This is a genomic window from Cutibacterium avidum ATCC 25577 (genome assembly GCF_000227295.1).
GTDB classification, from domain to species: Bacteria; Actinomycetota; Actinomycetes; order Propionibacteriales; family Propionibacteriaceae; genus Cutibacterium; species Cutibacterium avidum.
The window spans coordinates 410,090-432,576 of record NZ_JH165054.1 but is presented as its reverse complement, the minus strand read 5'-3'; the positions used below and the strand labels follow the sequence as shown (position 1 = coordinate 432,576).

Here is a 22,487-nt window from a genome sequence, read left to right as displayed (position 1 = left end):
GAGGTGGTGAACAAGAGGTGACGGCGTTCCCATCTCGATTTTCGTCACCGTGGCGATCTCGGGTAGAGTGCGCGTGTTGGCAACGGCCCGACTCGCTTGGGCCCATGATGCGTTTCAGTTGCTCGATGTGCCCCCGGGGCACGGCGGAGCCATCGGCTCCGGGATTGACTCACTGCATTCACCTGCACAGCAGCTATTCGCCCGGCCATCGAGACAGACAAGAAACCCAGGATTCCATCACCGAGACCCGCTGGGTCCGGTGCGTCGTGGCCAGATCCCGCGACCCCGTGCAGTGACGCCGCGCCTTCATGCGCGGTGACGTGGGCCGCCCGCGCCCGAGGAGTCCGCCCATCGTGAGGGATGACGCCATTGAGCAACAAGAAACACAACCCCAAGTCGTTCAAGGCCGACGGCACCCCGAAGCGTCGCTGGACGGCCGCCGAGCGCGCCGCTCGCGGCCACAAGCCGCGCACCAGGGGAGGGGCCCGGGACGGTCGCACCGATTCGCAAGGCCGCAACTTCGAGGCGTGGACTCCCCGGGAGAACTCGCGTCGTGACGAGGGTGGGGCTGGCAAGGACCGTCGCTACTCCCAGGATCGACGCGGCCGTGGCGAGTGGTCCGATCGTCGTGACGACCGCCGCTACGACCGTCGGGACGGCGACCGACGTCGTGACAACCGCTGGGATCGTCGCGATGACCGTCGGTGGTCTGACGATGGCGAGTTCCGCCCCCACAAGTCCCGTCGCCCCAACAACCACGCCAGTCGTGACTGGAAGCGTGACGATCGTCGCGGCTCGAAGTGGGATCGTGACGACTGGCGCGATGACCGTCGTGGTCAGCGTCGCAATGACCGCTGGGATCGCCGTGATGGCAGCCGTGACTTCGATCGTCGCGAGTCCCGGGATTGGCGAGAAGATCGCAATGACTGGCGCGACGACCGTCGTCGCGATGACCGTGGGGATCACGGAAAGCGCGATGATCGCGGCTACCGCAGCGACCGTGACCGTCGGGACTTCCAGAAGAACCGCGACTTCCGCGAGGACCGTCGCCGCGACGACCGCTGGTCCGATCGCCGTGACGATCGTCGTCGCGAGGACCGCAGCGACTGGCACGCCGATCACGACGACGCCGACAACATGAACTGGAAGGCCACTGAGCTGACCGATCTGGACGTCTCCGGTATCGATCACGAGGGTGGATTCTCGGCCCTCGGTGTTCCTGACGAGATCGTCGCCGCCCTGGCCGCCACGGGCATCACCGAGCCCTTCCGGATCCAGATTGCCGCCATCCCGGACGCCATCGCCGGGCGTGACGTGCTGGGTCGTGCGTCGACGGGTTCGGGCAAGACCCTGGCCTTCGGTGTTCCGCTGCTGTCGCGTCTGTCCACCGAGCCGCGCGAGGACAAGCGTCCGCGCGCCCTCATCCTCTCGCCCACCCGCGAGCTGGCCATGCAGATCGCCGACGTGCTGTCGCCGCTGGCCTCGTCAATGGGTCTGTCAACCATCCTCATCGCCGGTGGCATGAGCTACGGCCCGCAGACCAAGGCCTTCAAGAAGGGTGTTGACCTCGTCGTCGCCACCCCGGGTCGCCTCGTAGACCTGCTCGAGACCGGCGACGCTGACCTGTCCGGCGTCACCGTGACGGTCCTCGACGAGGCCGATCACATGGCCGACCTGGGATTCATGGAGGCGGTCGGGGCGATCCTCGACGCCGTCCCCTCCGAGGGCCAGCGCCTGCTGTTCTCGGCAACCCTCGACGGTGCCGTCAACAAGCTGGTTAAGCGCTACATGCACGACCCGGTCACCCATGAGATCGACCCCGACAAGGGATCGGTCTCGACGATGACCCACCACGCCTTCCAGATCAAGCCGCACGAGAAGGTTGGGCTCATGTGCGAGATCACCAACCGCGACGGTCACACCATCGTCTTCGCCCGCACTCAGCGGGGCGCATCCCGGATGGCCGAGCAGATGCGTGAGGCCGGCGTCATGGCCGGTGCCCTGCACGGTGGTCTGACCCAGGGGGCCCGTGCCCGCGTGCTGGCGGCCTTCAAGGACGGCTCCCTGCCGGTCCTGGTCGCCACTGACGTCGCGGCTCGAGGGATTGACGTCGACGACGTCACCCTGGTGCTGCAGGTTGACCCGCCGATGAACTCCAAGGACTACCTGCACCGTTCCGGTCGTACTGCTCGCGCCGGGCACGACGGCGCCGTCGTCTCGCTCATCCTGCCGCATCAGCGCCGCAGCATGTCGCGTCTGTACCGTCAGGCCGGTGTCAAGCCGGTCGAGGCCCAGGTCATGATTGGTGACGACCACGTCGCCGAGGTCGCCGGTTGCAGCCCGACCCTGGGCGCGCCGATCGACGAGAAGGACTACGAGGCCCTCGTCGCCCCCAAGCAGCAGCGCGGCAAGAAGTCCCGTGACGGCAGGCCGGGGCGCGGCAAGGGCGGACGCAACCGCGGTGGTCGCGGTTACGACCGGGATCGTCGTGGTCACGGCCATGATCGTGGACACGATTCTCGCGGTCACAATTCCCGTGGACATGACGGACGTCGTCGCGACATCGAGACCAGGTACGGCCGCTCCGGCAACGACACCTGGTGATCCGACGCCTGGCGAGTCGAGGCGGAATCACCTCGCGGGCAACGGCTGGTTCGGGCACGTCGACAGTGCCCGAACCATCGCGTTGCGTTCCGCCGAGGTGACCCACAGGCGATACTTCTTCTTCACCGCGATCTGACGAGACACGTAGTCACAGCGGTAGGACTTGTTCGGCGGTAGCCACGTCGCCGCATCCCCGGCTCCTTTCTGCTGGTTGGCCCCTCCCTCGACGGCCAGCAGGTTGAGGGGGTCGTTCGCCAGCGCCTGACGTCGGTCCATCGGCAACTGTTGGGCCCCGGTGACCCAGGCGTTTCCCAGTGCGACGACGTGGTCGATCTGTACGACGGCCGATGTTTCGCGCCCACGTTTCCACCTGATCGTCCGGCCGGTGTAGGGATCGTGCAATTCCCCGGAGACCACGCGGCACCGGCTGCCGGATTTCAGCTTCGCCCCGACGAGGTCGCGGGCCAGGGCGTCATCCCGGGTGCCGCAGCCGTTGTGCCCCCACGGGCTCGTCAGGACGGGGTCGGAGTTGTCGCTCCATGCCTGTCCGAACTGTTCGCGGGAGTACCCCGTCATGGGCGCGCGCCCTTTGACGGGAAGCTGTCCGAGAACTTCGGCTGCCTGTCCGTAGGCCGTCGATCCCTCGTGAGGAGCGGCCCGGCGATAGACGCCGATGAGGACCAATGATGCGACGATGATCAGCACCAACCAAAGCCACCGTCGACGTGTCCGCGTCGCCATGTCATCACCCTCGCAATCCCGACAGCCGCCCCACTCCCACCAAGGGACGGGGCCTGACAGTACTCCCGACCACAGACTCGGCAGAAGGGTTGAGGCGAACACGTTTGCCACGCCTGTGGAGCGGCGCTGGGATGACGAAGACCGAGCGCGTTTCGGGGACTATCCTGATCCCTTGTGGATGAACAGACGAGCCCGCAGGACGTGACCCCGGAACTCGCGGTCGCAGCTCCCGAGGAAGCCGCTGACCTGGCGCGCGCTCTCGACCTTGACGAGACGACCGTGTCCACCTGGTTGACCCGGGGCATCGGAATTACGGCACGCCGTGGCGCCGCGACCGCCGGCCTGGCCCATCTCGTCGACGACGGTGGTCATGCCGAGGTCGCTGATCTCGTCCTGGCCGTTCCCGACGACGACATCGCCGCGGCCCTCGTCCAGGGAGCCGAGCAGATCGCCACCGACCTGGAGTCGCGCATCCTCGTCGTCTCCTGCATGCAGTCCGCTCCCAGCCCCGCCTATCAGCGTGACGGTGACGACTGGGTGCGTGTGCTGCCCACCCGCCTCGTCGTCTCCACCGCCGAGGCCATGCACTCCCTCGGAGCCACGCTGGCCACCGAGCTCCACGCCGGTGACATCGTGTTGGCCTCCGGAGACCTTGGAGCCGGCAAGACCACCCTGGCCCAGGGAATCGGTCTGGGCCTGGGGGTGGAGGGTCCGGTCATTTCCCCGACCTTCGTGCTGGCCCGACGCCACGCCGGAGTCGACGGGCGCCCGGGACTTGTCCACGTTGACGCCTACCGACTCGGTTCGGCGGCAGAACTGGTTGACCTGGACCTCGACGAGACCATGGACCGGGCCGTCACCTTGATCGAGTGGGGAGCCGGTATCGCCGAGGACCTCGGCGGCTCTCACCTCGACATCGACATTCGTCGCAGCGGGGATCCCGCCGACGAGACCCGCGTGGTCTACCTGGAAGGTTTCGGCCCCCGCTGGCAGGACGTCGACCTGTCGCCACTGTCCGAACTTCTCCTTGGCGCCACCCCCGACGAGACCGGAGACAACAACTGATGAACACAATCGTTCTGGGAATCGACACCTCGACGGCCGTCAGCGTCGGTCTGGCGCGCGGGTCCGAGGTGCTCGTCAGCCTGCACCACGACGACCCCCGCGCCCATGCCGAACAGCTCATGCCGCTCATCCATCAGGCCTGCGATCAGGCCGGGATCGCCCTGACAGACATCGGCGAAGTGGTCATTGGGGTCGGCCCCGGCCCCTACACCGGACTGCGCGTCGGGGTGGCCACCGGGCGGGTACTCGCCCACCTGGCCGACCTCACCCCGCACCCGGTCTGCTCCCTCGACGTCCTGGCCCGCCAGTGGGCTGACGACGGCGTCGACGGCGAGTTCTTGGTGTGCACCGACGCTCGTCGCCACGAGCTGTACTGGGCTCGTTACGACGCCTCCGGCAACCGTCTCGACGGCCCCAACGTCACCCGGCCCGAGGAACTGCCCGAGGGTATTCCGGTCGGCGGTCCGGGATGCCCGGTTCGCGGTCTGACGCCCACCCCCGGATCCCCGGAGCGTCTGGACGCCGGGGTGCTCGCCGCGTCCTGGCAGACCATGCCCGACGTCGGTCTGGAGCCGCTCTACCTGCGCGACCCCGACGCCACCGTCCCGACGACGCGCAAGGCCACCCTGACCCCGACTCGCCTGACCCTGCCCGGCATTAAGCGATGACCAGAGTCGCCAGCCCGGCCGATCTCGATGCCGTCATGGCCGTTGAGCAGGCCAGCTTCGACACGTCCCGGCAGTGGTCCCGGACCTCCTGGGCCGAGGAGATATCGCCGGCCGACCACCGCCTCACGCTGGTCGCCGGGGAGGACGAGGTCGCGGCCGTCGCCACCTTTCACGGCTTCGACGTCGCCGACTTGGACCGGATCATGGTCACGCCCGCGGCACGAGGGCATGGACTGGCCGTCGAACTGCTCTCCCGTGGCATCGACTGGGCACGCTCCCGGGGATGCCACACCATGATGCTCGAGGTGCGCCGCGACAATGACCCGGCCATCTCCCTGTACCGACGCTTCGGATTCGAGACGATTTCCCAGCGACCCAACTACTACGGCGGCGGGGTTGACGCCCTCGTCATGTCCGTGACCACAACCGAGGAGAACCATGTCTGAACCGCTCATCCTGGGCATCGAGTCGTCCTGCGACGAGACCGGAGTCGGCATCGTCTGTGGCAATGACCTGCTCGCCAACGAGGTCGCTTCCTCGATGGAGCAGCACGTGCGCTTCGGCGGGGTCGTCCCTGAGGTGGCGTCACGGGCTCACCTGGAGGTGATCGTCCCGGTGCTGGAGAAGGCCACTGACACCGCGGGGGTGGACCTGTCCGAGCTCGACGGCATCGCAGTGACGGCTGGTCCAGGTCTGGCCGGGGCTCTGGTCGTCGGTCTGTCGGCTGCCAAGGCGCTGGCAAGCTGGCTCAACAAGCCGTTCTACGGCGTCAACCACCTGGCCGGACACGTCGCCGTCGACCTTCTCGAGCACGGGGACCTGCCGATGCCCTGTGGCGCTCTGCTGGTCTCGGGCGGCCACACCAGCCTGTTGCGGGTCAATGGCATCGCGACCGACGTCGTCGAGGTGGGTTCGACGATTGACGACGCCGCTGGCGAGGCCTACGACAAGGTTGCGCGAGTGCTCGGCCTGCCGTACCCGGGAGGTCCGGTCATCGACAAGGCCGCTGCCAAGGGAGATCCCAGGGCCATCCGGTTCCCGCGCGGACTGACGGCCCGTCACGACATGGTCGAGCACCGCTTCGACTACTCCTTCTCCGGCCTCAAGACGGCGGTGAGTCGTTGGGTCGAGACCCAGCAGCGTGACGGGGTCGCGTTCCGGGTGGAGGACGTCGCCGCCAGCTTCCAGGAGGCCGTTGCCGACGTGCTGACCGCCAAGGCCGTCGACATGTGCCAGGAGTACGACCTCAAGCACTTCCTCATCGGTGGGGGAGTGGCGGCCAACTCGCGGCTGCGCACCCTGCTCGCCGAGCGGATGGAGGCTGCTGGAGTCGAGCTGCGACGCCCGCGTCCGGGGCTGTGCACCGACAATGGCGCGATGATCGCTGCCCTCGGTGTGCAGGTCGTCAAGGCTGGCCTGTCACCGTCGTCGATGGACATCTCCGCTGATTCCGGGCTGCCCATTGAAAAGGTGATTGTCTGAGGTGGTGGATGTCGGCGGTCTTCTGGGGACGTGAACGCGAAGCCGCTTGAATACTGCTGGTCAGAACCTGCTCGTCGTTTGCCCCGCTGTGCCATTCTGTGGGGCATCAGTAATCGACAGGAATGGATGAGGAATGAGTGAACCCTTCGTTCTCGATGCCAGTTTCAGCGCCTTTCGCGCCGAGTCCTTCGCCAACGACGTCACCGGGCGGCTGGTTCAGAATGCGGTGACCGGCACCGGAGCCGACACCGTCAGCCTAGATCGCACCTTGGTCAACGGCATCGACGAGACGACTTCCGAGCGGTTGGATTCCTGGAAGGTGACCGACCAGAAGCACTCCGGACGGTGCTGGGAATTCGCGGGGCTCAACGTCCTGCGTGCCAAAGTCATCGACGAGCTCAAGGTCGACGACCTCGAGTTCTCGCAGAATTACATCGCCTTCTTCGACAAGCTCGAGAAGGCCAACCACACCCTTGCTCGCGCCATCGCCACGGCATCGCGTGACGCTGATGAGGAAGAGGTGCGCGCCATCATGGACTACCCGGCCGAGGACGGCGGATGGTGGATGGAGTTCACCGACCTTGTCGCCAAGTACGGCGTGGTGCCCTCATGGACCATGCCCGACACCGAGTCGGCCGGCAACACCTTGCAGATGAACCGTGCCCTGTCGACGGTGCTGCGTCGAGGCATCGGAAGGATCCGTGACGCCGCGACCAATTCTGACGTGGCTGGGGGAGCCGCTCAGATGGAGGCAGCCCGAAGCGAGGCCCTGAGCGCCGTGTGGCGGATCCTCGCGATTCACCTGGGTACCCCGCCCACCAGCTTCACCTGGCAGTACCGCGACAAGGACAAGGTCTTCCACCGCAAGGGCACCTACACCCCGCTGGAGTTCGCCCATGAGATCGTGCCGCAGGCCTTCGAGCCGTGGATCAGTCTGGCCCATGACCCGCGCGAGGAGCACCCGGTCGGTCGCACCTACGTCTACGAGCACACCCCGTACATGGAGGGTGGCACCCCTTACTGGCACCTGTCGGTGGAGCTGGACGTCATGAAGAAGGCGGTCATCGACTCCATCGCAGCAGGCGAGCCGGTCTGGTTCGCCTGCGACGTCAAGAAGCAGTTCGACAAGGACCTGGGCGTCTGGGATGCGAAGCTGCATGACTACGAGGCCCTCTACGGCATCGACATGGAAATGTCCAAGGCCGAGAGGTTGCGCTTGCGCGAGTCTGGTGGCACCCACGCCATGACCGTTGTCGGTGTGGACCTCGTTGACGGCGTCCCGGTGCGCTGGCGAGTTGAGAACTCCTGGGGTGACGAGGTGGGCCGCAAGGGGTTCTTCACGATGAACGACTCGTGGTTCGACGAGTACGTCTACAACGTTATCGTGCCTCGCTCCCGGGTGTCCGAGGAGATTGCCGAGGCGTGCGACCAGGAGCCGATCGTTCTACCGGAGCACGACATGATGTGAGTCCTCTGACGACACTGAGCTGCCCGTCCGCTTTTCTGCGGGCGGGCAGCTCTGCGTGTGAGCACTCTCACCGCGCGTGCGGAATCCGTTAACTCAGGGAACGGCTACCATCTGTGGTGGTAGGGCGGTGCTGTTTTACCGGGAGTACCACGGGCGAGCGGTGGGAGTGCTCACAGATGCGCACGAACAACGTGAGGATTCCGCGAGATTCACCGGGGGTCGTCATCCTGCGTCGAAGGCGACGGGGAGGATCCGTACTGCCCGGGGCTGCAAAATGTCGATTCTCGCAGCGAGCACGTCGGATCGTGGCGGCCCTGCGTCCCACTTAGCGTCCTGTCCTGCGCCCTGAGAGGATGGCCCCATGATGACCCCGATCCTCACCACCCTTGGCTTCGTCATGCATCCGGACGGCGACCGCGTCCTCATGGTGCATCGCATCGCCCGTCCTGGCGACGAGCAGCTCGGCAAGTACAACGGGCTGGGCGGGAAGGTTGAGCCAGGGGAGGATGTCGTCGCTGGCATGAAGCGCGAATTGCGCGAGGAGGCTGCGATTGAGGTTGATGCCATGCGCCTACGTGGCACTGTCTCGTGGCCAGGGTTCGGTCGTCACGGTGAGGATCACTTCGGCTTCATCTTCGTCGTCGACGCATGGCATCCCATTACCGACGCCATCCCTGACGCGAACGAGGAAGGTCCGCTCACCTGGGAGCGCGTCGACTCCCTCGACGAGCTACCGATGTGGGAGGGGGACCGCTACTTCCTGCCGCTGGTCTTCGACCCCGAGGTCACCCAGTTCCACGGCTGCCTGCCGTACTCCGACGGGCGTCCCACGGGGTGGTCCTACTCGACGTTGTGACGACGCCCCACGGCGAGAACTCAGCCGGCCAGTCCCACGATCCACAACATCAGGCAGACGACCGGGGCGACCCAGCGAGAGCTCCACGCCCCGTAGTGGGTCTCGGCGAACATGCTGTCAGCACGCGGATTACTGCCCGGCAAGCTGTACGGTGCAAGAATCGTCAGCGCAAGGCTCACGGGCAGCAGGGTCGAGAACGGTATCGGCGTCGTGACGATCGGTGTCGCCGCAAGAACTCCCATGGCGGTGATGCCGCCCAAGCCCAGCATCAGGGTCACCGCAGTGACGGCGTCCTGGCCGCTGCCGTCCGGCTTCACGAAGGACTCCGCAAAGGTCAGCAGACCGGGAATCACGATGACTGCCACGAAGAGCAGCGCCCAGCTGACATTGGTGTGGGCATCCATGCTGAGGGGTTCCGTGCGCGACGCATAGTAGGTCGTCGCCATGGCTCCGAGCTGGAAGGCTGAACCGATGAAGTGATGGACGTACCACCCTGCAGAACGGCGCGAAGGATCGTCCTCAGGGGTCACGTTCCTGGACCCCCAGGATTGTAGGCGCTGGGTGAATCTCGATCGATTCTCGTAAGTGGTGATGGCCACGACGGTACTGATTGCTCCTCGTACGGAAAACAGTGCAAAGCGATGTCTCGACCGAAGATTGTACCCAAACGGTTCGAAAGTACCTCTATGGTGGCAACGTGGATCTCACCGTGGCACGCCGTCTGGCCAGCGATGAAGGGATCGACGCCCTCGGCCTCGCCGGCGCCGAGTCTGATCCAGATTCGCTGTCCGCCGCGACCAGATTGCGTCGTCACATGGATGCCGATCTGGCAGCCGCAGCCCTTGACCAAATCAGTCTGAGACGTCGAGCCGTCAGCAAGGTCGGCCCGGTCGGGGCAGACATGTTGTGGACCCGTGACGGACTCGAGCAGGCCACCCGTGGTGACGTCTCTCGGTGGCGTGCAAAATGCCTGGTCTCGGCAGGTTTCACGGACGTCGTGGACCTGGGCTGCGCATGTGGTGCAGACTCCCGGGCTTACCTCGATGCCGGGTTGAGGGTGACGGCCGTCGAGATCGACCCGGCGACCGCTGAACTGGCCCGTCACAATTTGCCCGGAGTCAACGTGCTGTGCGCCGATGCCGCAGATGTCGTTGATGACCTGCTCAAGGACGCGTCAGACTCCACGGTCGTCATGCTCGACCCTGCTCGACGCACTGATCGAGGGCGGACCTGGCGCCTGGCGGACGTGCAGCCGCCATGGTCCTTCGTCGAAAAGGTGATTGCCCTGACGCCTAGTGTCGTCAAGCTCGGGCCAGGCGTCGATCGTTCTCGACTGCCTGACCTGCCCGTCACCTACGTGGGTCATCGTGGGGATCTGGTTGAGGCGACGTTGTGGTCCGGGTTTGGCGACCTTTGGTCAGGGGATCGTGCCATTCTCGTCAGCCCCGAGACGACCCTTGAGCTGCCCGGTGCACTACCTGATCCGGACGTTGGTGATCTGGGCCCCTTCGTGGCTGAGCCTCACCCGGCAGCCATTCGGGCAGGCAGTCTCTCGGCGATTGACGACTCGCTGCACACGGTGTCTGACGGCATCGCCTACCTCACTGCGGACGCCCCGGTGAATTCTCCGTGGTTGACGTGGTTTGCCGTCAAGGAGGTACTCCCTCTCGACGTCAAGACGCTGCGTTCCTGGGTGCGTGATCACCGCGTCGGAACCCTCGAGATCAAGAAGCGCGGTGTTGACGTCGATCCCGTCGCATGGCGACGAAAGCTCAAGCCCTCTGGACCACGTCCCGTCACTCTCATTTGCACTCCGACAAGGCAAAACGCCAAGATTTTGGTGTGCGATCGAATGCGCTGATCCTCCAGCCGTATCCAGAATCAGCCTATCTGTGATGTCATGTGCTCATGGTGGCCACTCGGCACTCGGCAAGATACCTCACTGCACTGCTGTTGACTCCACTCCTCCTACTGTCGGGGTGCGGAAAGTTCAACGCTGGTTTCGTCATCAAGGACGAAAACCATGTTGATGCAACCTTGACCGTCGGAGTTCTCAAGTCGGTCCTCGACGAGTTCGCGGGAAGTGAGGCCGAGGAAGTCGCGAAAGAGCTTCGCGATTGCTCAGAACTCAAGAAATCCTATGAGTTGGATGAGAACGCTGCCGACAAGATGACGGTCAAACCCTTTGACGACGACAAGTATTTGGGCTGCACGGTGACCGGCACGATGACGGTCGCTGAGCTGACGGGCCAGTCATCCTCGTCCTCGAGTAGTGCGAAACCGTCGACCACACCTTCGAAGGGTTTTGCGGGCGACGGTCCTATCTTCATCGCCTTTGATAACGACAAGGTCCGGTTCCGTCTTGATGGTTCTGGTCTCCAGGACGCCATCTCTGGGTTTGGCCCCTCGGAACTGGGTGGCTCAGCCAAGGGCTTTGATTTCAAGGTCTCTGTGACCTTCCCCGGCAAGGTCCTCAGTCACTCGGGGGCGAGCAAGGTCGACGGCAAGACCGTGACCTGGACTGACATCGAGGACCTCGAATCGTATTCGGGCCTGGAGGCCTCAGGCGAGCGCGGAGGTGGATTACCCGGCTGGACATGGGTGGTTCTCGCGGTGGTCGTCGTCGCCATTGGTGGTGCCATCGCAGCCGTGGTCGTGGACAAGAGGAAGGCTGCCCAGGGAGGCCGTCGGCCACCCCATGCTCCTGGCGTTGAGCTTGGTCCAAACTCACACTGACCGCGAGCTCGTACGAGGCCTGGAAACCATATGGTTTCCAGGGCTCCGTTTCATTGGTTGCACATGTGGGCCTACCGCCAGGCCCCATGCCTGTGATTCCATGTGGGCATGCTGAGTGTTTCGCACCATATGAGACGCCATCTGGTTTTGCTTCTGGCACCCCTGTTGTTGCTCGCCGGGTGCGTCAAATTCGACACGGCAATGGAGATCAAGGACGAGGATCACATCCACGTCAAGGCCACGGTTGGTATCTCCAAGTCGATGGCCGACATGTCGGGGGAGGATCTCACCTCCCAGTTCTCCAACTGCAGTGACGTCAAGGGCATGGGCGGCGGGGCCTCGAGCGCGAAGGGCGAAAAGTTCGAGGACGATCAGTACATCGGTTGCACCTATTCGGGCGACATCACGGCAGCCGAGTACAACAAGAAGGATGACGGCAGCAAGATCACCTTCGACAAGGACAAGGTGACCTTCAAGATGAATGCGGGTTATTTCAATGACGCAGGTGGTTCCACCGAGTCCCTCGACGCGAGCATGCTCAGCGACTTCAAGGTCTCCATCATCTTCCCCGGCAAGGTGTTGAGCCACTCGGGATCGAGCAAGGTCGACGGGAACACCGTCACCTGGACCGATCCCAAGGACGTGTTCTCGAGCGAGGGGCTCAGCGCCACCGGTGAGCGCAACGATGGTGTGCCGGCGTGGGTCTGGATCGTCGTCGCGGTGGCAGCCTTGGCGATCATCGGGATCGTTGTGGCTGTCGTGCTCAAGAAGAAGGGTCCGAAGGCGAGCGAGCCGGAGAACGGTGATGCCCCGTGGGCGATGCAATATCCGGGGCAACCGCAGGGACAACAGCCTCAGCAGGGGAACAGCCAGACCCCACAGTGGGGCAGTCAACCCGACCGGGGCAATCCCCAGGCACAACAGTCGCCCTACCAGAACCCGAGCCAGAGTCAGCCAGGTCAGCCATGGGGGCACCTCCCGGGGAATGCGACCGGGGCTCCTCGGCCTGATCAGCAGCCGCCCTCAAACCCTGATGACTTCTGGAAGAACCACGGATCCAACTGATTGGTGCCGATATTTGGAGGGCCGTTTCTGGCACTCCCGTTGCCTGAGTGCCAACCACGGGTGTACTTTCGTGGTTGGCACTCTCGTGGTGAGTGTGCCAACGGACCTGAAGCACCCGCGACGCCGATGGTTCGTCGCGCTCGGGGCTCGCAACCCCTGGCGAGAGACAACGACACAATCCGTCTTCAGTAGAAAGGGGTCTTGACGTGGCAACCACGATCAAGCCGCTCGAGGACCGCGTCCTCGTCCAGCCTCTCGAGGCCGAGCAGACCACCGCTTCCGGACTCGTCATTCCAGACACCGCCAAGGAGAAGCCGCAGGAGGGCAGGATCGTCTCCGCCGGCCCCGGTCGTGTTGACGACAAGGGCACCCGCATTCCCATGGATGTCAAGGAGGGTGACGTCGTCATCTTCTCCAAGTACGGCGGCACCGACGTCAAGTACGACGGCCAGGAGTACCTGCTCCTCAACGCTCGCGACATCCTCGCCGTCGTCGAGAAGTGAGGCGCTGATACATGGCAGCCAAGCAGCTTCAGTTTGACGAGGAGGCCCGTCGCTCCCTCGAGCGCGGCGTCGACACCCTCGCCAACACCGTCAAGGTGACCCTCGGCCCCAAGGGTCGCTACGTCGTTCTCGACAAGAAGTGGGGAGCCCCGACCATCACCAACGACGGCGTGACCGTCGCCAAGGAGGTCGACCTCACCGATCCTTACGAGAACCTCGGCGCCCAGCTCGCCAAGGAAGTCGCCACCAAGACCAACGACGTGGCCGGCGATGGAACCACCACCGCCACCGTGCTCGCCCAGGCCCTCGTTCACGAGGGACTGCGCGCCGTGGCTTCCGGGGCCAACCCGGTCGGTCTCAAGCACGGTATCGAGAAGGCCGTCGACGCCGTCGTGGAGGAGCTTCGCTCTATCTCGCGCGCCATCGACACCACCTCGGACATGGCTAGCGTCGCCACCATCTCCAGCCGTGACGAGAAGATCGGTGAGCTCATCGCCGAGGCTTTCGACAAGGTTGGCAAGGACGGCGTCATCACCGTCGACGAGTCCCAGACCTTCGGCACCGAGCTCGACTTCACCGAGGGCATGCAGTTCGACAAGGGTTACCTGTCGCCCTACATGGTCACCGACCAGGACCGCATGGAGGCCGTGATCGAGGATCCTTACATCCTCGTCCACTCCGGCAAGATCTCGTCGATGAACGACCTGCTCCCGCTGTTGGAGAAGGTCATCGCCGCCCACGGCAGCCTGTTCATCGTGGCCGAGGACGTCGACGGGGAGGCTCTGAGCACCCTCGTCGTCAACAAGATCCGCGGCACCTTCAACTCGGTGGCCGTCAAAGCTCCGGCCTTCGGTGACCGCCGCAAGGCCATGCTGCAGGACATCGCCACCCTCACCGGTGGTCAGGTCGTCGCTCCCGAGGTCGGGCTCAAGCTCGACCAGGTGGGCCTCGAGGTCCTGGGTCGCGCCAAGAAGGTTGTCGTCACCAAGGACAACACCACCATCGTCGACGGCGCCGGCTCCAAGGCCGACGTTGAGGGACGCGTCGCCCAGCTGCGTGCTGAGTACGACAACTCCGACTCCGAGTGGGACCGCGAGAAGCTCCAGGAGCGTATTGCCAAGCTCGCCGGCGGTGTGTGTGTCATTCGCGTGGGTGCGGCCACCGAGGTCGAGCTCAACGAGAAGAAGCACCGCATCGAGGATGCTGTCTCCGCGACTCGTGCAGCTATCGAGGAGGGCATCGTCGCCGGTGGTGGCTCCGCCCTCATCCATGCCGCGCACGTGCTTGACGGGAACCTTCACCTCGAGGGTGACGAGAAGGCCGGTGTCCAGATCGTCGCCAAGGCCGTTCGCGAGCCGCTGCGCTGGATTGCCGAGAACGGTGGCGAGCCCGGCTATGTCATCGTCTCCAAGGTTGCCGAGATGGAGCCCGGACACGGCTACAACGGTAAGACTGGTCAGTACGTGGACCTCATCGCCGACGGTGTCATCGACCCTGTCAAGGTGACCCGCTCCGCGCTGGCCAACGCCGCCTCCATCGCCGCTCTGCTGCTCACCACCGAGACCCTCGTGGTGGACAAGCCGGAGGACGAGGACGACGACAAGTGAGTCACTGATCCTCGCTGATCACTGCGGGCCCCGGAACCGTTTGGTTCCGGGGCCCGTTGCTGTTGTTGGCTGGTGCTGTTGCTCCGGGGAAGGGCCAGGCTCCTCTCGCCTGAGGACGGCCTCCAGGCGGACATGGGAAGTGCGGACGCGTGAGGCGCCGGCATGCGATCGCGTCGGGTGGCCCGGCGCGCGTGTGGACATCCCGATAAGACAGGGGAGGGGTGCCACGTGGGGTGGCACGCGCCCACGAACTTATCGCGGATTCCACGGGCGTCGTGGATGCCGGTGCGGAGTCGGCAAGGTCGCCGCGTCGTTCGGCGTAACCCGGCCTCGAAGGCCCCACGATGCAACAGGGCCCGGGGAGCATTCCCCGGGCCCCGTGCACTCACGACGCGATGGCGTCAGTCCTTGAGCGGCTTGCCGTCACGGTCCATGGTGTTGAACAACTCATGGTCCTCGGGCAGGTGATCCAGGTAGTCACGCTCGGTGTCTGGGGCCGTGTGTCCCAGATCGAGCTCTTCACTACGAGCGTCCATGGCTGCCGCACGCAGGGCGTACTCCTCGTCAGCAGTCTCGAGCTGCTCAGGAGTGGCCTCGTTGGCGACGATCATGCCGGCCTGGGCATCCTCAGGTACCTGAGGAATGACGCCGGCGTCCACACGCTCCCGATGACCCTTGATCTCGCGAGCCACGACTCGAGCGAGGAAGTACATGCCGATCACGTTCGGAACAGCCATGAGGAAGAGCATGGCGTCGGCCAGAGCGAGGATCGAGGCCATGTTCGTGGCCGCACCGACAACCAGCAGGAGCAGGAAGATACCGTTGTAGATGCGCTCGGCGGTGGCCGAGTTCCCGAACAGGAAGCCAACAGCCTTCTTGCCGTAGAAGGAGTACGACAGCATCGTCGAGAAAGCGAAGAGGACGACGGCCAGGGTCAGCAGGGAGCTGAACCACGGGGCAACCGTCTTGAGTGCGTGAGCGGTCATCTGAACACCATCGGCGTCGTGATCCTTGTAGACACCGGTGATGATGATGGTGATGGCCGTCATGGTGCAGATGACGACGGAGTCGATGAACGGCTCCCACATCGCTACGAAGCCCTCCTGGGCCGGGCGACGGGTCTTCACGGCAGAGTGGGCGATGCCCGCGGTACCGACACCGGCGGCGTTCGAGAAGGCAGCGCGCTGAACGCCGACGATGAGCACGCCGAGGACGCCTCCGGCAATGCCATGGCCGGTGAAGGCGCCCGACCAGATGGCCTTGAAGGCGTCACCAACTTCGGTGATGTTCGCGCCGATCACGGCCAGACACATGATGACGTAGAGGATGCCCATGAAGGGGACGATCTTGGAGGTGGCAGCGCCAATCTTGGAGGCACCGCCGACGATGACGACGCCGACGAGGATTGCGAACACCAGTCCGACAACCCACATGTGGGTGCCGATCCAGGAGTCCTTGCCACCGGCGAACATCGCCAGCTGGTAGGCGGCCTGGTTGGACTGGAACATGTTGCCCGCGCCGATGACGCCGAAGGCGGTGCAGACGGCGAATAGGGTGGCGAGGACGCGACCGAGCTTGGGCTTGTCGATCGAGGCCAGGCCGTCCCGGAGGTAGTACATCGGACCGCCGGAGGTGGTTCCGTCCTCATTGACGACGCGGAATTTCACGCCGAGGGTCGCCTCGGACATCTTGACGCTCATGCCGACCAGACCGGCAACAGCGATCCAGAAGGATGCGCCTGGTCCGCCAGTTGCGATGGCGATGGCGACACCGGCGATGTTTCCCAGGCCGACGGTGCCCGACAACTCGGTGGCAAGGGCCTGGAAGCTGGTGACGTCACCAGGATCGGTGTGACGGGAGAAGTGTCCTCGCACCACATGGCTGGAATGGCGAATTGAGGCTGGGCGCAATTGTTGGAAGCCCAGGTAGATCGTGAAGAAGACTCCAGCTGCCAACAGCCACGCGAGGATAAGCGGGAATTCATTGCCTCCGGGCAACGGGATGGCCCAGAACACCGCGTCAGAAATGGCGGTGGCGATGGGGGAGAAGAATTTGTCGATGGCCTGGTCCAAGCTCAGCGGAGCTGGAATCGGGGCCTCGAGAATTGCGGAAACGGGCGATGACATGATGCCAGGTGGCACGAACGGTCCTATCCGTTGACGACGTTGGACACCGAGCCCGGCGACACCGCAGTGCGGTACCGGTCTTTTCTCGACCGATCTCAACACGCACAGGGACCAGAGACCCGGTGGGCACGACCACACCACACTCCCGTGTCAGGGGGCAGGGCCGCACCTGTGGCGGAGCACAACCGCCTCATGCACCTTAGCGGGTGGGGGTGACAATTGGCCCGAAACGCTCGACACCGGTGCCTTCTCGCATCGTCTGGCTGTGTGGTTCCCCTACGCTGAATGCTGATGACCACGACGACCCACTTCCATGATCGTCAGCCTGCGCTGGCCCATTCCCATCCCGATCGACGCCGCCTCCTCGAGGTGCTCGTGATGGGATTTGTCGGCTCCGTCATGATGGTGGTGTGGGGATGGGGTTCCCCCCATGCCGGAATGCCGGAGCAGGTGCGTCCCATCGGGGTGGCCGTGGTTGCCAGCAGTGTCGTCGGCCTGAGCGCCATGATCATCGCGTGGTTGCGTTCCCGGAAGCTTGTCGGCACTCGCCTCCTCGCCCTCGTCACGTGGTCGCTACCGCTGTTGTTCGGTCCGCCGCTGCTCAGCCGGGATGGTTGGGCCTATGCCGCTCAGGGGTGGATCCTGGCTCAGGGCCTGGACCCCTACGTGGTTCCCCAGGGTTTGGCAGGCGTGCTTGGTCAGGCCGTCGGCACTCCATGGGGGGGTACGACGGCGGTGTATCCGCCGGGATCGCTGTGGATCCAGGCAGCGATGGTGACGATCGCTCACGCCGATCCGTTGTGGTCGGTGCTGCTGATGCGCGTGCCGGCCATCATCGGCATCGCTCTGATGTTCTGGGCGATGCCGCAGCTGGCGCGGTATGCCGGCGCCGACCCCGATCATGCCCTCTGGCTGGGGGTTTGCTGCCCCCTGACGACCCTGAGCATCATCGGCGGCATGCACAATGACGGGCTCCAGATCGGCCTGTCCCTTGCGGCGCTGATCGTGGCGATCCACCTGGTCTTGTCCGGACGTGGATGGTTGGGACTCGTCGCTGGTGGGGCGATCGTCGGTCTGGCCGGCACCATCAAGCAGCCGGGCGTGCTGGCCGGGGTAGGCGTCGTCACCCTGGCCCATGCCCATGCGGTGCGTCATGGCAGCCACCGCTGGACGAACCGGAATTGCTGGTCGGCCCTCCTCGCCCGCACCGCTGCTGGAGCCATTCCGGCTCTGGCGGTCTTCGGCGGGATCTCCGCCATCCGTGGTCTGGGACTGGGATGGCTCAACCCGACGGCAGGCAGTCCCGTCTCCGTGACGAGCGACTCACCGATCGCCCTGGTGGTTCAGATCCTGCGGGGAAGTGGTGGAATCCCGCTGGACAAGCTGGTCGGCCCGGCCATCATCGTCAGCCTGGTCCTCACCTTGGTCGCGATGGTGTGGTGCTGGGCCCGATGGGGCCCTGTACCATCCTTGCGACGCCTGGACGACTCCATCGGCCAGCTGGGCAGTCCGCTGCGACTGCAGGCCGGGGTCATGATCGCCTTCGCCGTCTTCGGAGCTTCCCTGCAACCCTGGTACCTCATTGGGCCGCTTGCCCTGGTCGCCTCGATTCCATTGCGTCGCACCCACCGCGACATCGTCATCGTCGGAGTGGTGGCCATCAGTATCCTGGCCCATCTGCAGTGGTACTGGTCGCCTTACGTGTGCCTGCCGCTGGTCATCGTCGGATGTCTCATCGTCCGGCGGATCCCGAGGGCGTGGGCCTTCGTGACGGCCACGACCTGACGACGACCAGCGTTCCCGGCCAGCTCGGGGCGATCGGCTGGGCGACCTCGACGCCCGCGGCGATAGGATGACGTTTATCCCGGCGAAAGGTGGCTCATGACCTCGGATTCCCGCCCGACCACGATTGAGGAGCTGGCACCACTGGCCCTCACTTTTGACGACGTCCTGCTCCAGCCTGTTGAGAGCAACGTCATCCCCTCCCAGGTCGACACGACGACCAAGGTTTCCCGCAACATCGACATCGCAATCCCGCTTGTCAGCGCAGCGATGGACACCGTCACGGAGACTCGGATGGCAGTGGCGATGGCCCGTGAGGGTGGCCTCGGCATCCTGCACCGCAACCTGTCCATCGAGGACCAGGCCGCGATGGTCGATCAGGTGAAGCGCTCGGAGGCCGGCATGGTCGACGAACCCATCACCATCTCCCCGGACGCCACCCTGGCCGATGCCGAGGAGCTCTGCCACACTTACCGCATCTCCGGTGTTCCGGTCGTGGACGAGGAGGAGAACCTCGTCGGCATCATCACCAACCGCGACATGCGCTTCGAGGAGAACCCGCGGCGCCTCATCCGCGAGGTCATGACCCAGGCCCCGCTGGTCACGGCTCCGGTGGGCACCAGTCCGTCCGACGCCCTTTCCCTGCTGGCCGCGCACAAGATCGAGAAGCTGCCGTTGATCGATGCCGACGGCAAGCTGCGCGGCCTGTTTACCCTCAAGGACTTCGTCAAGGCCGACAAGTACCCCAACGCCACCAAGGATCCTCAGGGACGTCTGCGCGTGGGTGCTGCCATCGGTTTCTTCGGCAACTCGTGGGAACGCGCCATGGCACTGGTGGAGGAGGGGGTCGATCTCATCATCGTCGACACCGCTCACGGCCACACCCAGGGCGTTCTCGACATGATAGCCAAGCTCAAGGCCGAGCCTGCTGCCAAGGGGGTAGACGTCGTCGGCGGCAACATCGCCACCTACGAGGCCGCCAAGGCGCTCTGCGAGGCCGGAGCCGACGGCATCAAGGTCGGCATCGGGCCGGGCTCGATCTGCACCACTCGCGTGGTTGCCGGTGTCGGCGTCCCCCAGGTGACTGCCATCTTCGAGGCATCCCGCGCTGCTCGCCAGTACGGCGTGCCGGTCATCGGGGACGGTGGCCTGCAATACTCCGGCGACATCGCCAAGGCCATGGTCGCCGGTGCCGATTCCGTCATGCTCGGATCCCTGCTGGCCGGTTGCGAGGAGTCCCCGGGTGAGCTCGCCTTCATCAACGGCAAGCAGTTCAAGACCTACCGTGGCATGGGATCGATGGGTGCCATGTCAGCGCGTGGCGAGAAGCTGTCCTACTCCAAGGACCGCTACTTCCAAGGTGACGTCACCACGAATGACAAGATCATCCCGGAAGGCATTGAGGGTCAGGTTGCCTACCGTGGCCCGCTGGGCGCGGTGGCCTACCAGCTTGTTGGCGGTCTGCGTCAGTCGATGTTCTACACCGGCGCCCGCACCATCGGCCAGCTGCACGAGCGTGGTCGTTTCGTGCGCATCACCTCGGCTGGTCTGCGGGAGTCTCATCCGCACGACATTCAGATGACGGTCGAGGCCCCCAACTACTCCGCCCACTGACGGGCGGGCCGGAGAATCCGGCAGGAAAGGAATTATGTACGACATCGGACGCAGCAAGCGTGCCACCCGGGCGTACAGCCTGGATGACATCGCTCTCATCCCTTCCCGGCGCACCCGCGGCACCGAGATGGTGAACCTGGAGTGGCGCATCGACGCTCTCACCTTCGACTTCCCGATCATGGCCGCGCCAATGGACTCGGTGATGAGCCCGGCGACGGCCATCGAGTTCGGGCGCTTGGGTGGCCTCGGTGTGCTCAACCTCGAGGGATTGTGGACCCGTTACGAGGATCCCACGCCGTACCTCGAGGAGCTGGCCGGGCTGGGTGACGACGTCGCCACCACCCGCCGCATGCAGGAGATCTACTCCGAGCCGATCAAGGCCGAGCTCATCACCGCCAGGATGGCCGAGATTCGGGCCGCCGGAGTGCCGGTGGCCGGGTCCTTGTCGCCGAAGAATGCGTCTCGGTTCTCCGAGACCGTCGTCAACACCGGGGCTGATTTCTTCGTCATTCGTGGCACGACGGTGTCGGCTGAGCATGTCGGTAGTGGGGACGACGTCCTCGACTTGCGCAAGTTCATCTACGAGCTCGACGTCCCGGTCATCGTCGGTGGATGCGCGACCTACCAGACGGCCCTGCACCTCATGCGGACCGGCGCGGCTGGCGTGCTCGTCGGCTTCGGTGGGGGAGCGGCCCACACCACCCGTCAGGTCCTTGGCATCGAGGTGTCGATGGCGTCAGCGATCGCTGACGTCGCCGAGGCCCGTCGCGACTACATGGACGAGTCGGGGGGACGCTACGTCCACGTCATCGCCGATGGCTCGGTGGGACATTCCGGCGACATCGCCAAGGCCATCGCTTGCGGCGCTGACGCAGTCATGGTCGGATCCCCACTGGCCCGGGCCACCGAGGCCCCTGGCCGGGGATGGCACTGGGGTGCCGAGGCATGGCACGCTGATCTGCCGCGTGGTTCTCGGGTGCACTTCGAGCCGGTGGGTACCCTCGCGGAGGTGCTCAGCGGGCCTTCGCGCGTCCCGGATGGCACCATGAACCTCGTCGGTGGGCTGCGTCAGGCCATGGCCACCACCGGCTATTCGGAGGTCAAGGAGTTCCAGCGCATCGAGCTGACGATTCGCTGATCGTCCCATCAATCAGGACACCGTCCCGGCGAGCGGGATGGCTGGCTAACCTTCGGGCATGAGCGAAGTGCCCGAAGAATTGATCGTGTTGCGCGGCGCGATTGACAACATGGACGCCGCCCTCATCCATCTGCTCGCCGAGAGGTTCCGGATCACCCGCGAGGTGGGCCGCCTCAAGGCTGAGCGCGGCCTGCCGCCGGCAGATCCGGCCCGTGAGGCCGAGCAGATCGCACGGTTGCGTCAGCTCGCCGTCGAGTCGAACCTTGATCCCGAGTTCGCCCAGAAGGTCATCACCTTCATCGTTGCCGAGGTGGTGCGTCACCACGAGGCCATTGCCGACGAGTCCCAGGACGACCCTGCGAGCACCCCCGAAACGGATGTGTCCACCTCGGAGGCATTCGACAACTGATGGGTCAGGCGATGACGTCGCCCTGGTGAACCTTCGACGGGATACCGACGACGACCGTTCCGGGGGCGACGTCCTTGATGACCAGCGCGTTGGCGCCGATCTTGCAGTCGTCACCGACGGTGATGTCACCAATGATCTTGGCACCGGCGCCGATGAGGACACGATTGCCAATCGTGGGGTGACGCTTGAAGTGCCCGCGCGCGCGTCCGCCGAGGGTGACCTGGTGGTACATCAGCACGTCGTCACCCACGACCGCTGTCTCCCCGATAACCACCCCCATGCCGTGGTCAATGAAGAACCGACGCCCGATCGTCGCTCCCGGATGGATCTCGATTCCGGTGAGATTGCGGGAGATCTGGGACAGCAGACGAGCCAGTGGGCGCAGCGCCGGATACTTCACCCAGATGGCATGGGCGAGACGGTGTGCCCAGATGGCATGGACGCCCTGGTATGCGATGGCGACCATGAGTTTCGACGTGGCGGCGGGGTCCTCACGCATGGCGGCGTCGAGGTCCTCCATGGCGCGTTCCTTCCATCGCTTGAGGGTCTGGAGGAGTTCCGTCGTCTCATTCGTCATGGCCAACCTCAGTTCTGCTGCAGTGAGTGGTACCGGTGCATGAACC

The 22,487-nt window shown here is 64.8% G+C and carries 20 protein-coding genes; 16 read left to right on the top strand and 4 right to left on the bottom strand.

From position 1 onward, the window contains the following. Positions 1 to 369 precede the first annotated feature (369 nt). Complete coding sequence (locus tag HMPREF9153_RS01895) at positions 370 to 2,604, top strand: DEAD/DEAH box helicase (protein ID WP_370882823.1); 2,235 nt, start codon at positions 370 to 372, stop codon at positions 2,602 to 2,604. 27 nt (positions 2,605 to 2,631) lie between these two features. Here the strand turns inward: HMPREF9153_RS01895 and HMPREF9153_RS01890 are convergent, their stop codons facing one another. Then, a complete protein-coding gene (locus HMPREF9153_RS01890; protein ID WP_174266650.1) occupies positions 2,632 to 3,312 on the bottom strand; it encodes an HNH endonuclease family protein in 681 nt (226 codons plus the stop codon). Between the two features lie 207 nt (positions 3,313 to 3,519). Here HMPREF9153_RS01890 and tsaE point away from each other — a divergent pair, with 207 nt between their 5' ends. The 6 genes from tsaE to HMPREF9153_RS01860 all read left to right on the top strand — a co-directional run bounded on the left by tsaE (position 3,520) and on the right by HMPREF9153_RS01860 (position 8,884). Further along, complete coding sequence (tsaE, locus tag HMPREF9153_RS01885; protein ID WP_004808955.1) at positions 3,520 to 4,410, top strand: tRNA (adenosine(37)-N6)-threonylcarbamoyltransferase complex ATPase subunit type 1 TsaE; 891 nt, start codon at positions 3,520 to 3,522, stop codon at positions 4,408 to 4,410. Next, positions 4,410 to 5,078 carry a tRNA (adenosine(37)-N6)-threonylcarbamoyltransferase complex dimerization subunit type 1 TsaB gene (tsaB, locus tag HMPREF9153_RS01880; protein ID WP_004808954.1) on the top strand — a complete coding sequence of 223 codons (669 nt, stop codon included), beginning with the start codon at positions 4,410 to 4,412 and terminating at the stop codon, positions 5,076 to 5,078. The genes tsaE and tsaB overlap by 1 nt, the downstream gene beginning before the upstream one ends. Next, positions 5,075 to 5,524: a ribosomal protein S18-alanine N-acetyltransferase gene (gene rimI, locus HMPREF9153_RS01875; protein ID WP_004808953.1), complete on the top strand. Its 450-nt coding sequence runs from the start codon at positions 5,075 to 5,077 to the stop codon at positions 5,522 to 5,524. Before tsaB ends, rimI begins: the two co-directional genes overlap by 4 nt. Continuing rightward, the gene (gene tsaD, locus HMPREF9153_RS01870; protein WP_004808952.1) at positions 5,517 to 6,560 is read left to right on the top strand and encodes a tRNA (adenosine(37)-N6)-threonylcarbamoyltransferase complex transferase subunit TsaD; all 1,044 of its coding nucleotides are present in this window, start codon (positions 5,517 to 5,519) and stop codon (positions 6,558 to 6,560) included. Before rimI ends, tsaD begins: the two co-directional genes overlap by 8 nt. A 133-nt stretch (positions 6,561 to 6,693) precedes the next feature. Continuing rightward, complete coding sequence (locus tag HMPREF9153_RS01865) at positions 6,694 to 8,028, top strand: C1 family peptidase (protein ID WP_004808951.1); 1,335 nt, start codon at positions 6,694 to 6,696, stop codon at positions 8,026 to 8,028. A 361-nt stretch (positions 8,029 to 8,389) separates the two neighbouring features. Further along, the gene (locus HMPREF9153_RS01860; protein WP_004808949.1) at positions 8,390 to 8,884 is read left to right on the top strand and encodes an NUDIX hydrolase; all 495 of its coding nucleotides are present in this window, start codon (positions 8,390 to 8,392) and stop codon (positions 8,882 to 8,884) included. A 20-nt stretch (positions 8,885 to 8,904) separates the two neighbouring features. Here the strand turns inward: HMPREF9153_RS01860 and HMPREF9153_RS01855 are convergent, their stop codons facing one another. Then, complete coding sequence (locus HMPREF9153_RS01855) at positions 8,905 to 9,330, bottom strand: hypothetical protein (protein WP_036902009.1); 426 nt, start codon at positions 9,328 to 9,330, stop codon at positions 8,905 to 8,907. A gap of 251 nt (positions 9,331 to 9,581) precedes the next feature. Here HMPREF9153_RS01855 and HMPREF9153_RS01850 point away from each other — a divergent pair, with 251 nt between their 5' ends. The 5 genes from HMPREF9153_RS01850 to groL all read left to right on the top strand — a co-directional run bounded on the left by HMPREF9153_RS01850 (position 9,582) and on the right by groL (position 14,795). Next, positions 9,582 to 10,745 carry a THUMP-like domain-containing protein gene (locus HMPREF9153_RS01850; RefSeq protein ID WP_036979542.1) on the top strand — a complete coding sequence of 388 codons (1,164 nt, stop codon included), beginning with the start codon at positions 9,582 to 9,584 and terminating at the stop codon, positions 10,743 to 10,745. Between the two features lie 47 nt (positions 10,746 to 10,792). Continuing rightward, positions 10,793 to 11,620, top strand: coding sequence for an LppM family (lipo)protein (locus HMPREF9153_RS01845; protein ID WP_015582210.1), 828 nt, complete (start codon positions 10,793 to 10,795; stop codon positions 11,618 to 11,620). 129 nt (positions 11,621 to 11,749) lie between these two features. Then, on the top strand, positions 11,750 to 12,685 hold the full coding sequence (locus tag HMPREF9153_RS01840) for an LppM family (lipo)protein (protein ID WP_004808945.1): 936 nt from the start codon (positions 11,750 to 11,752) through the stop codon (positions 12,683 to 12,685). 206 nt (positions 12,686 to 12,891) lie between these two features. Then, positions 12,892 to 13,188, top strand: a complete 297-nt coding sequence (gene groES, locus HMPREF9153_RS01835; RefSeq protein ID WP_004808944.1) for a co-chaperone GroES — start codon at positions 12,892 to 12,894, stop codon at positions 13,186 to 13,188. A gap of 11 nt (positions 13,189 to 13,199) precedes the next feature. Further along, positions 13,200 to 14,795 (top strand): chaperonin GroEL, encoded by a 1,596-nt coding sequence (gene groL / locus HMPREF9153_RS01830; RefSeq protein WP_004808943.1) that lies wholly within the window; start codon positions 13,200 to 13,202, stop codon positions 14,793 to 14,795. 401 nt (positions 14,796 to 15,196) lie between these two features. Here the strand turns inward: groL and HMPREF9153_RS01825 are convergent, their stop codons facing one another. Continuing rightward, the gene (locus tag HMPREF9153_RS01825) at positions 15,197 to 16,921 is read right to left on the bottom strand and encodes an alanine/glycine:cation symporter family protein (RefSeq protein ID WP_050796905.1); all 1,725 of its coding nucleotides are present in this window, start codon (positions 16,919 to 16,921) and stop codon (positions 15,197 to 15,199) included. A gap of 285 nt (positions 16,922 to 17,206) precedes the next feature. Between HMPREF9153_RS01825 and mptB the strand changes: the two genes are divergently transcribed. The 4 genes from mptB to HMPREF9153_RS01805 all read left to right on the top strand — a co-directional run bounded on the left by mptB (position 17,207) and on the right by HMPREF9153_RS01805 (position 21,864). Then, a complete protein-coding gene (mptB, locus tag HMPREF9153_RS01820; protein WP_004808941.1) occupies positions 17,207 to 18,706 on the top strand; it encodes a polyprenol phosphomannose-dependent alpha 1,6 mannosyltransferase MptB in 1,500 nt (499 codons plus the stop codon). Positions 18,707 to 18,802: 96 nt separating this feature from the next. Next, positions 18,803 to 20,317, top strand: a complete 1,515-nt coding sequence (guaB, locus tag HMPREF9153_RS01815; RefSeq protein ID WP_004808940.1) for an IMP dehydrogenase — start codon at positions 18,803 to 18,805, stop codon at positions 20,315 to 20,317. Between the two features lie 34 nt (positions 20,318 to 20,351). Further along, positions 20,352 to 21,455 carry a GuaB3 family IMP dehydrogenase-related protein gene (locus HMPREF9153_RS01810; RefSeq protein ID WP_004808939.1) on the top strand — a complete coding sequence of 368 codons (1,104 nt, stop codon included), beginning with the start codon at positions 20,352 to 20,354 and terminating at the stop codon, positions 21,453 to 21,455. Positions 21,456 to 21,513: 58 nt separating this feature from the next. After that, positions 21,514 to 21,864 carry a chorismate mutase gene (locus HMPREF9153_RS01805; protein WP_004808938.1) on the top strand — a complete coding sequence of 117 codons (351 nt, stop codon included), beginning with the start codon at positions 21,514 to 21,516 and terminating at the stop codon, positions 21,862 to 21,864. Positions 21,865 to 21,868: 4 nt separating this feature from the next. On the opposite strand, the gene cysE is transcribed toward HMPREF9153_RS01805, so the two are convergent. Beyond that, positions 21,869 to 22,441: a serine O-acetyltransferase gene (gene cysE / locus HMPREF9153_RS01800; RefSeq protein ID WP_015582217.1), complete on the bottom strand. Its 573-nt coding sequence runs from the start codon at positions 22,439 to 22,441 to the stop codon at positions 21,869 to 21,871. Positions 22,442 to 22,487: the final 46 nt, after the last annotated feature.

Bases quoted from the DNA above. Each gene is read 5' to 3' on its own strand.
- guaB (WP_004808940.1), top strand. From the start codon at position 18,803: ATGACCTCGGATTCCCGCCCGACCACGATTGAGGAGCTGGCACCACTG.
- mptB (WP_004808941.1), top strand. From the start codon at position 17,207: ATGCTGATGACCACGACGACCCACTTCCATGATCGTCAGCCTGCGCTG.
- HMPREF9153_RS01855 (WP_036902009.1), bottom strand. From the start codon at position 9,330: ATGGCGACGACCTACTATGCGTCGCGCACGGAACCCCTCAGCATGGAT.
- tsaB (WP_004808954.1), top strand. From the start codon at position 4,410: ATGAACACAATCGTTCTGGGAATCGACACCTCGACGGCCGTCAGCGTC.
- rimI (WP_004808953.1), top strand. From the start codon at position 5,075: ATGACCAGAGTCGCCAGCCCGGCCGATCTCGATGCCGTCATGGCCGTT.
- HMPREF9153_RS01825 (WP_050796905.1), bottom strand. From the start codon at position 16,921: ATGTCATCGCCCGTTTCCGCAATTCTCGAGGCCCCGATTCCAGCTCCG.
- cysE (WP_015582217.1), bottom strand. From the start codon at position 22,441: ATGACGAATGAGACGACGGAACTCCTCCAGACCCTCAAGCGATGGAAG.
- groL (WP_004808943.1), top strand. From the start codon at position 13,200: ATGGCAGCCAAGCAGCTTCAGTTTGACGAGGAGGCCCGTCGCTCCCTC.
- HMPREF9153_RS01840 (WP_004808945.1), top strand. From the start codon at position 11,750: ATGAGACGCCATCTGGTTTTGCTTCTGGCACCCCTGTTGTTGCTCGCC.
- HMPREF9153_RS01810 (WP_004808939.1), top strand. From the start codon at position 20,352: ATGTACGACATCGGACGCAGCAAGCGTGCCACCCGGGCGTACAGCCTG.
- HMPREF9153_RS01845 (WP_015582210.1), top strand. From the start codon at position 10,793: ATGGTGGCCACTCGGCACTCGGCAAGATACCTCACTGCACTGCTGTTG.
- HMPREF9153_RS01860 (WP_004808949.1), top strand. From the start codon at position 8,390: ATGATGACCCCGATCCTCACCACCCTTGGCTTCGTCATGCATCCGGAC.
- HMPREF9153_RS01805 (WP_004808938.1), top strand. From the start codon at position 21,514: ATGAGCGAAGTGCCCGAAGAATTGATCGTGTTGCGCGGCGCGATTGAC.
- HMPREF9153_RS01865 (WP_004808951.1), top strand. From the start codon at position 6,694: ATGAGTGAACCCTTCGTTCTCGATGCCAGTTTCAGCGCCTTTCGCGCC.
- tsaD (WP_004808952.1), top strand. From the start codon at position 5,517: ATGTCTGAACCGCTCATCCTGGGCATCGAGTCGTCCTGCGACGAGACC.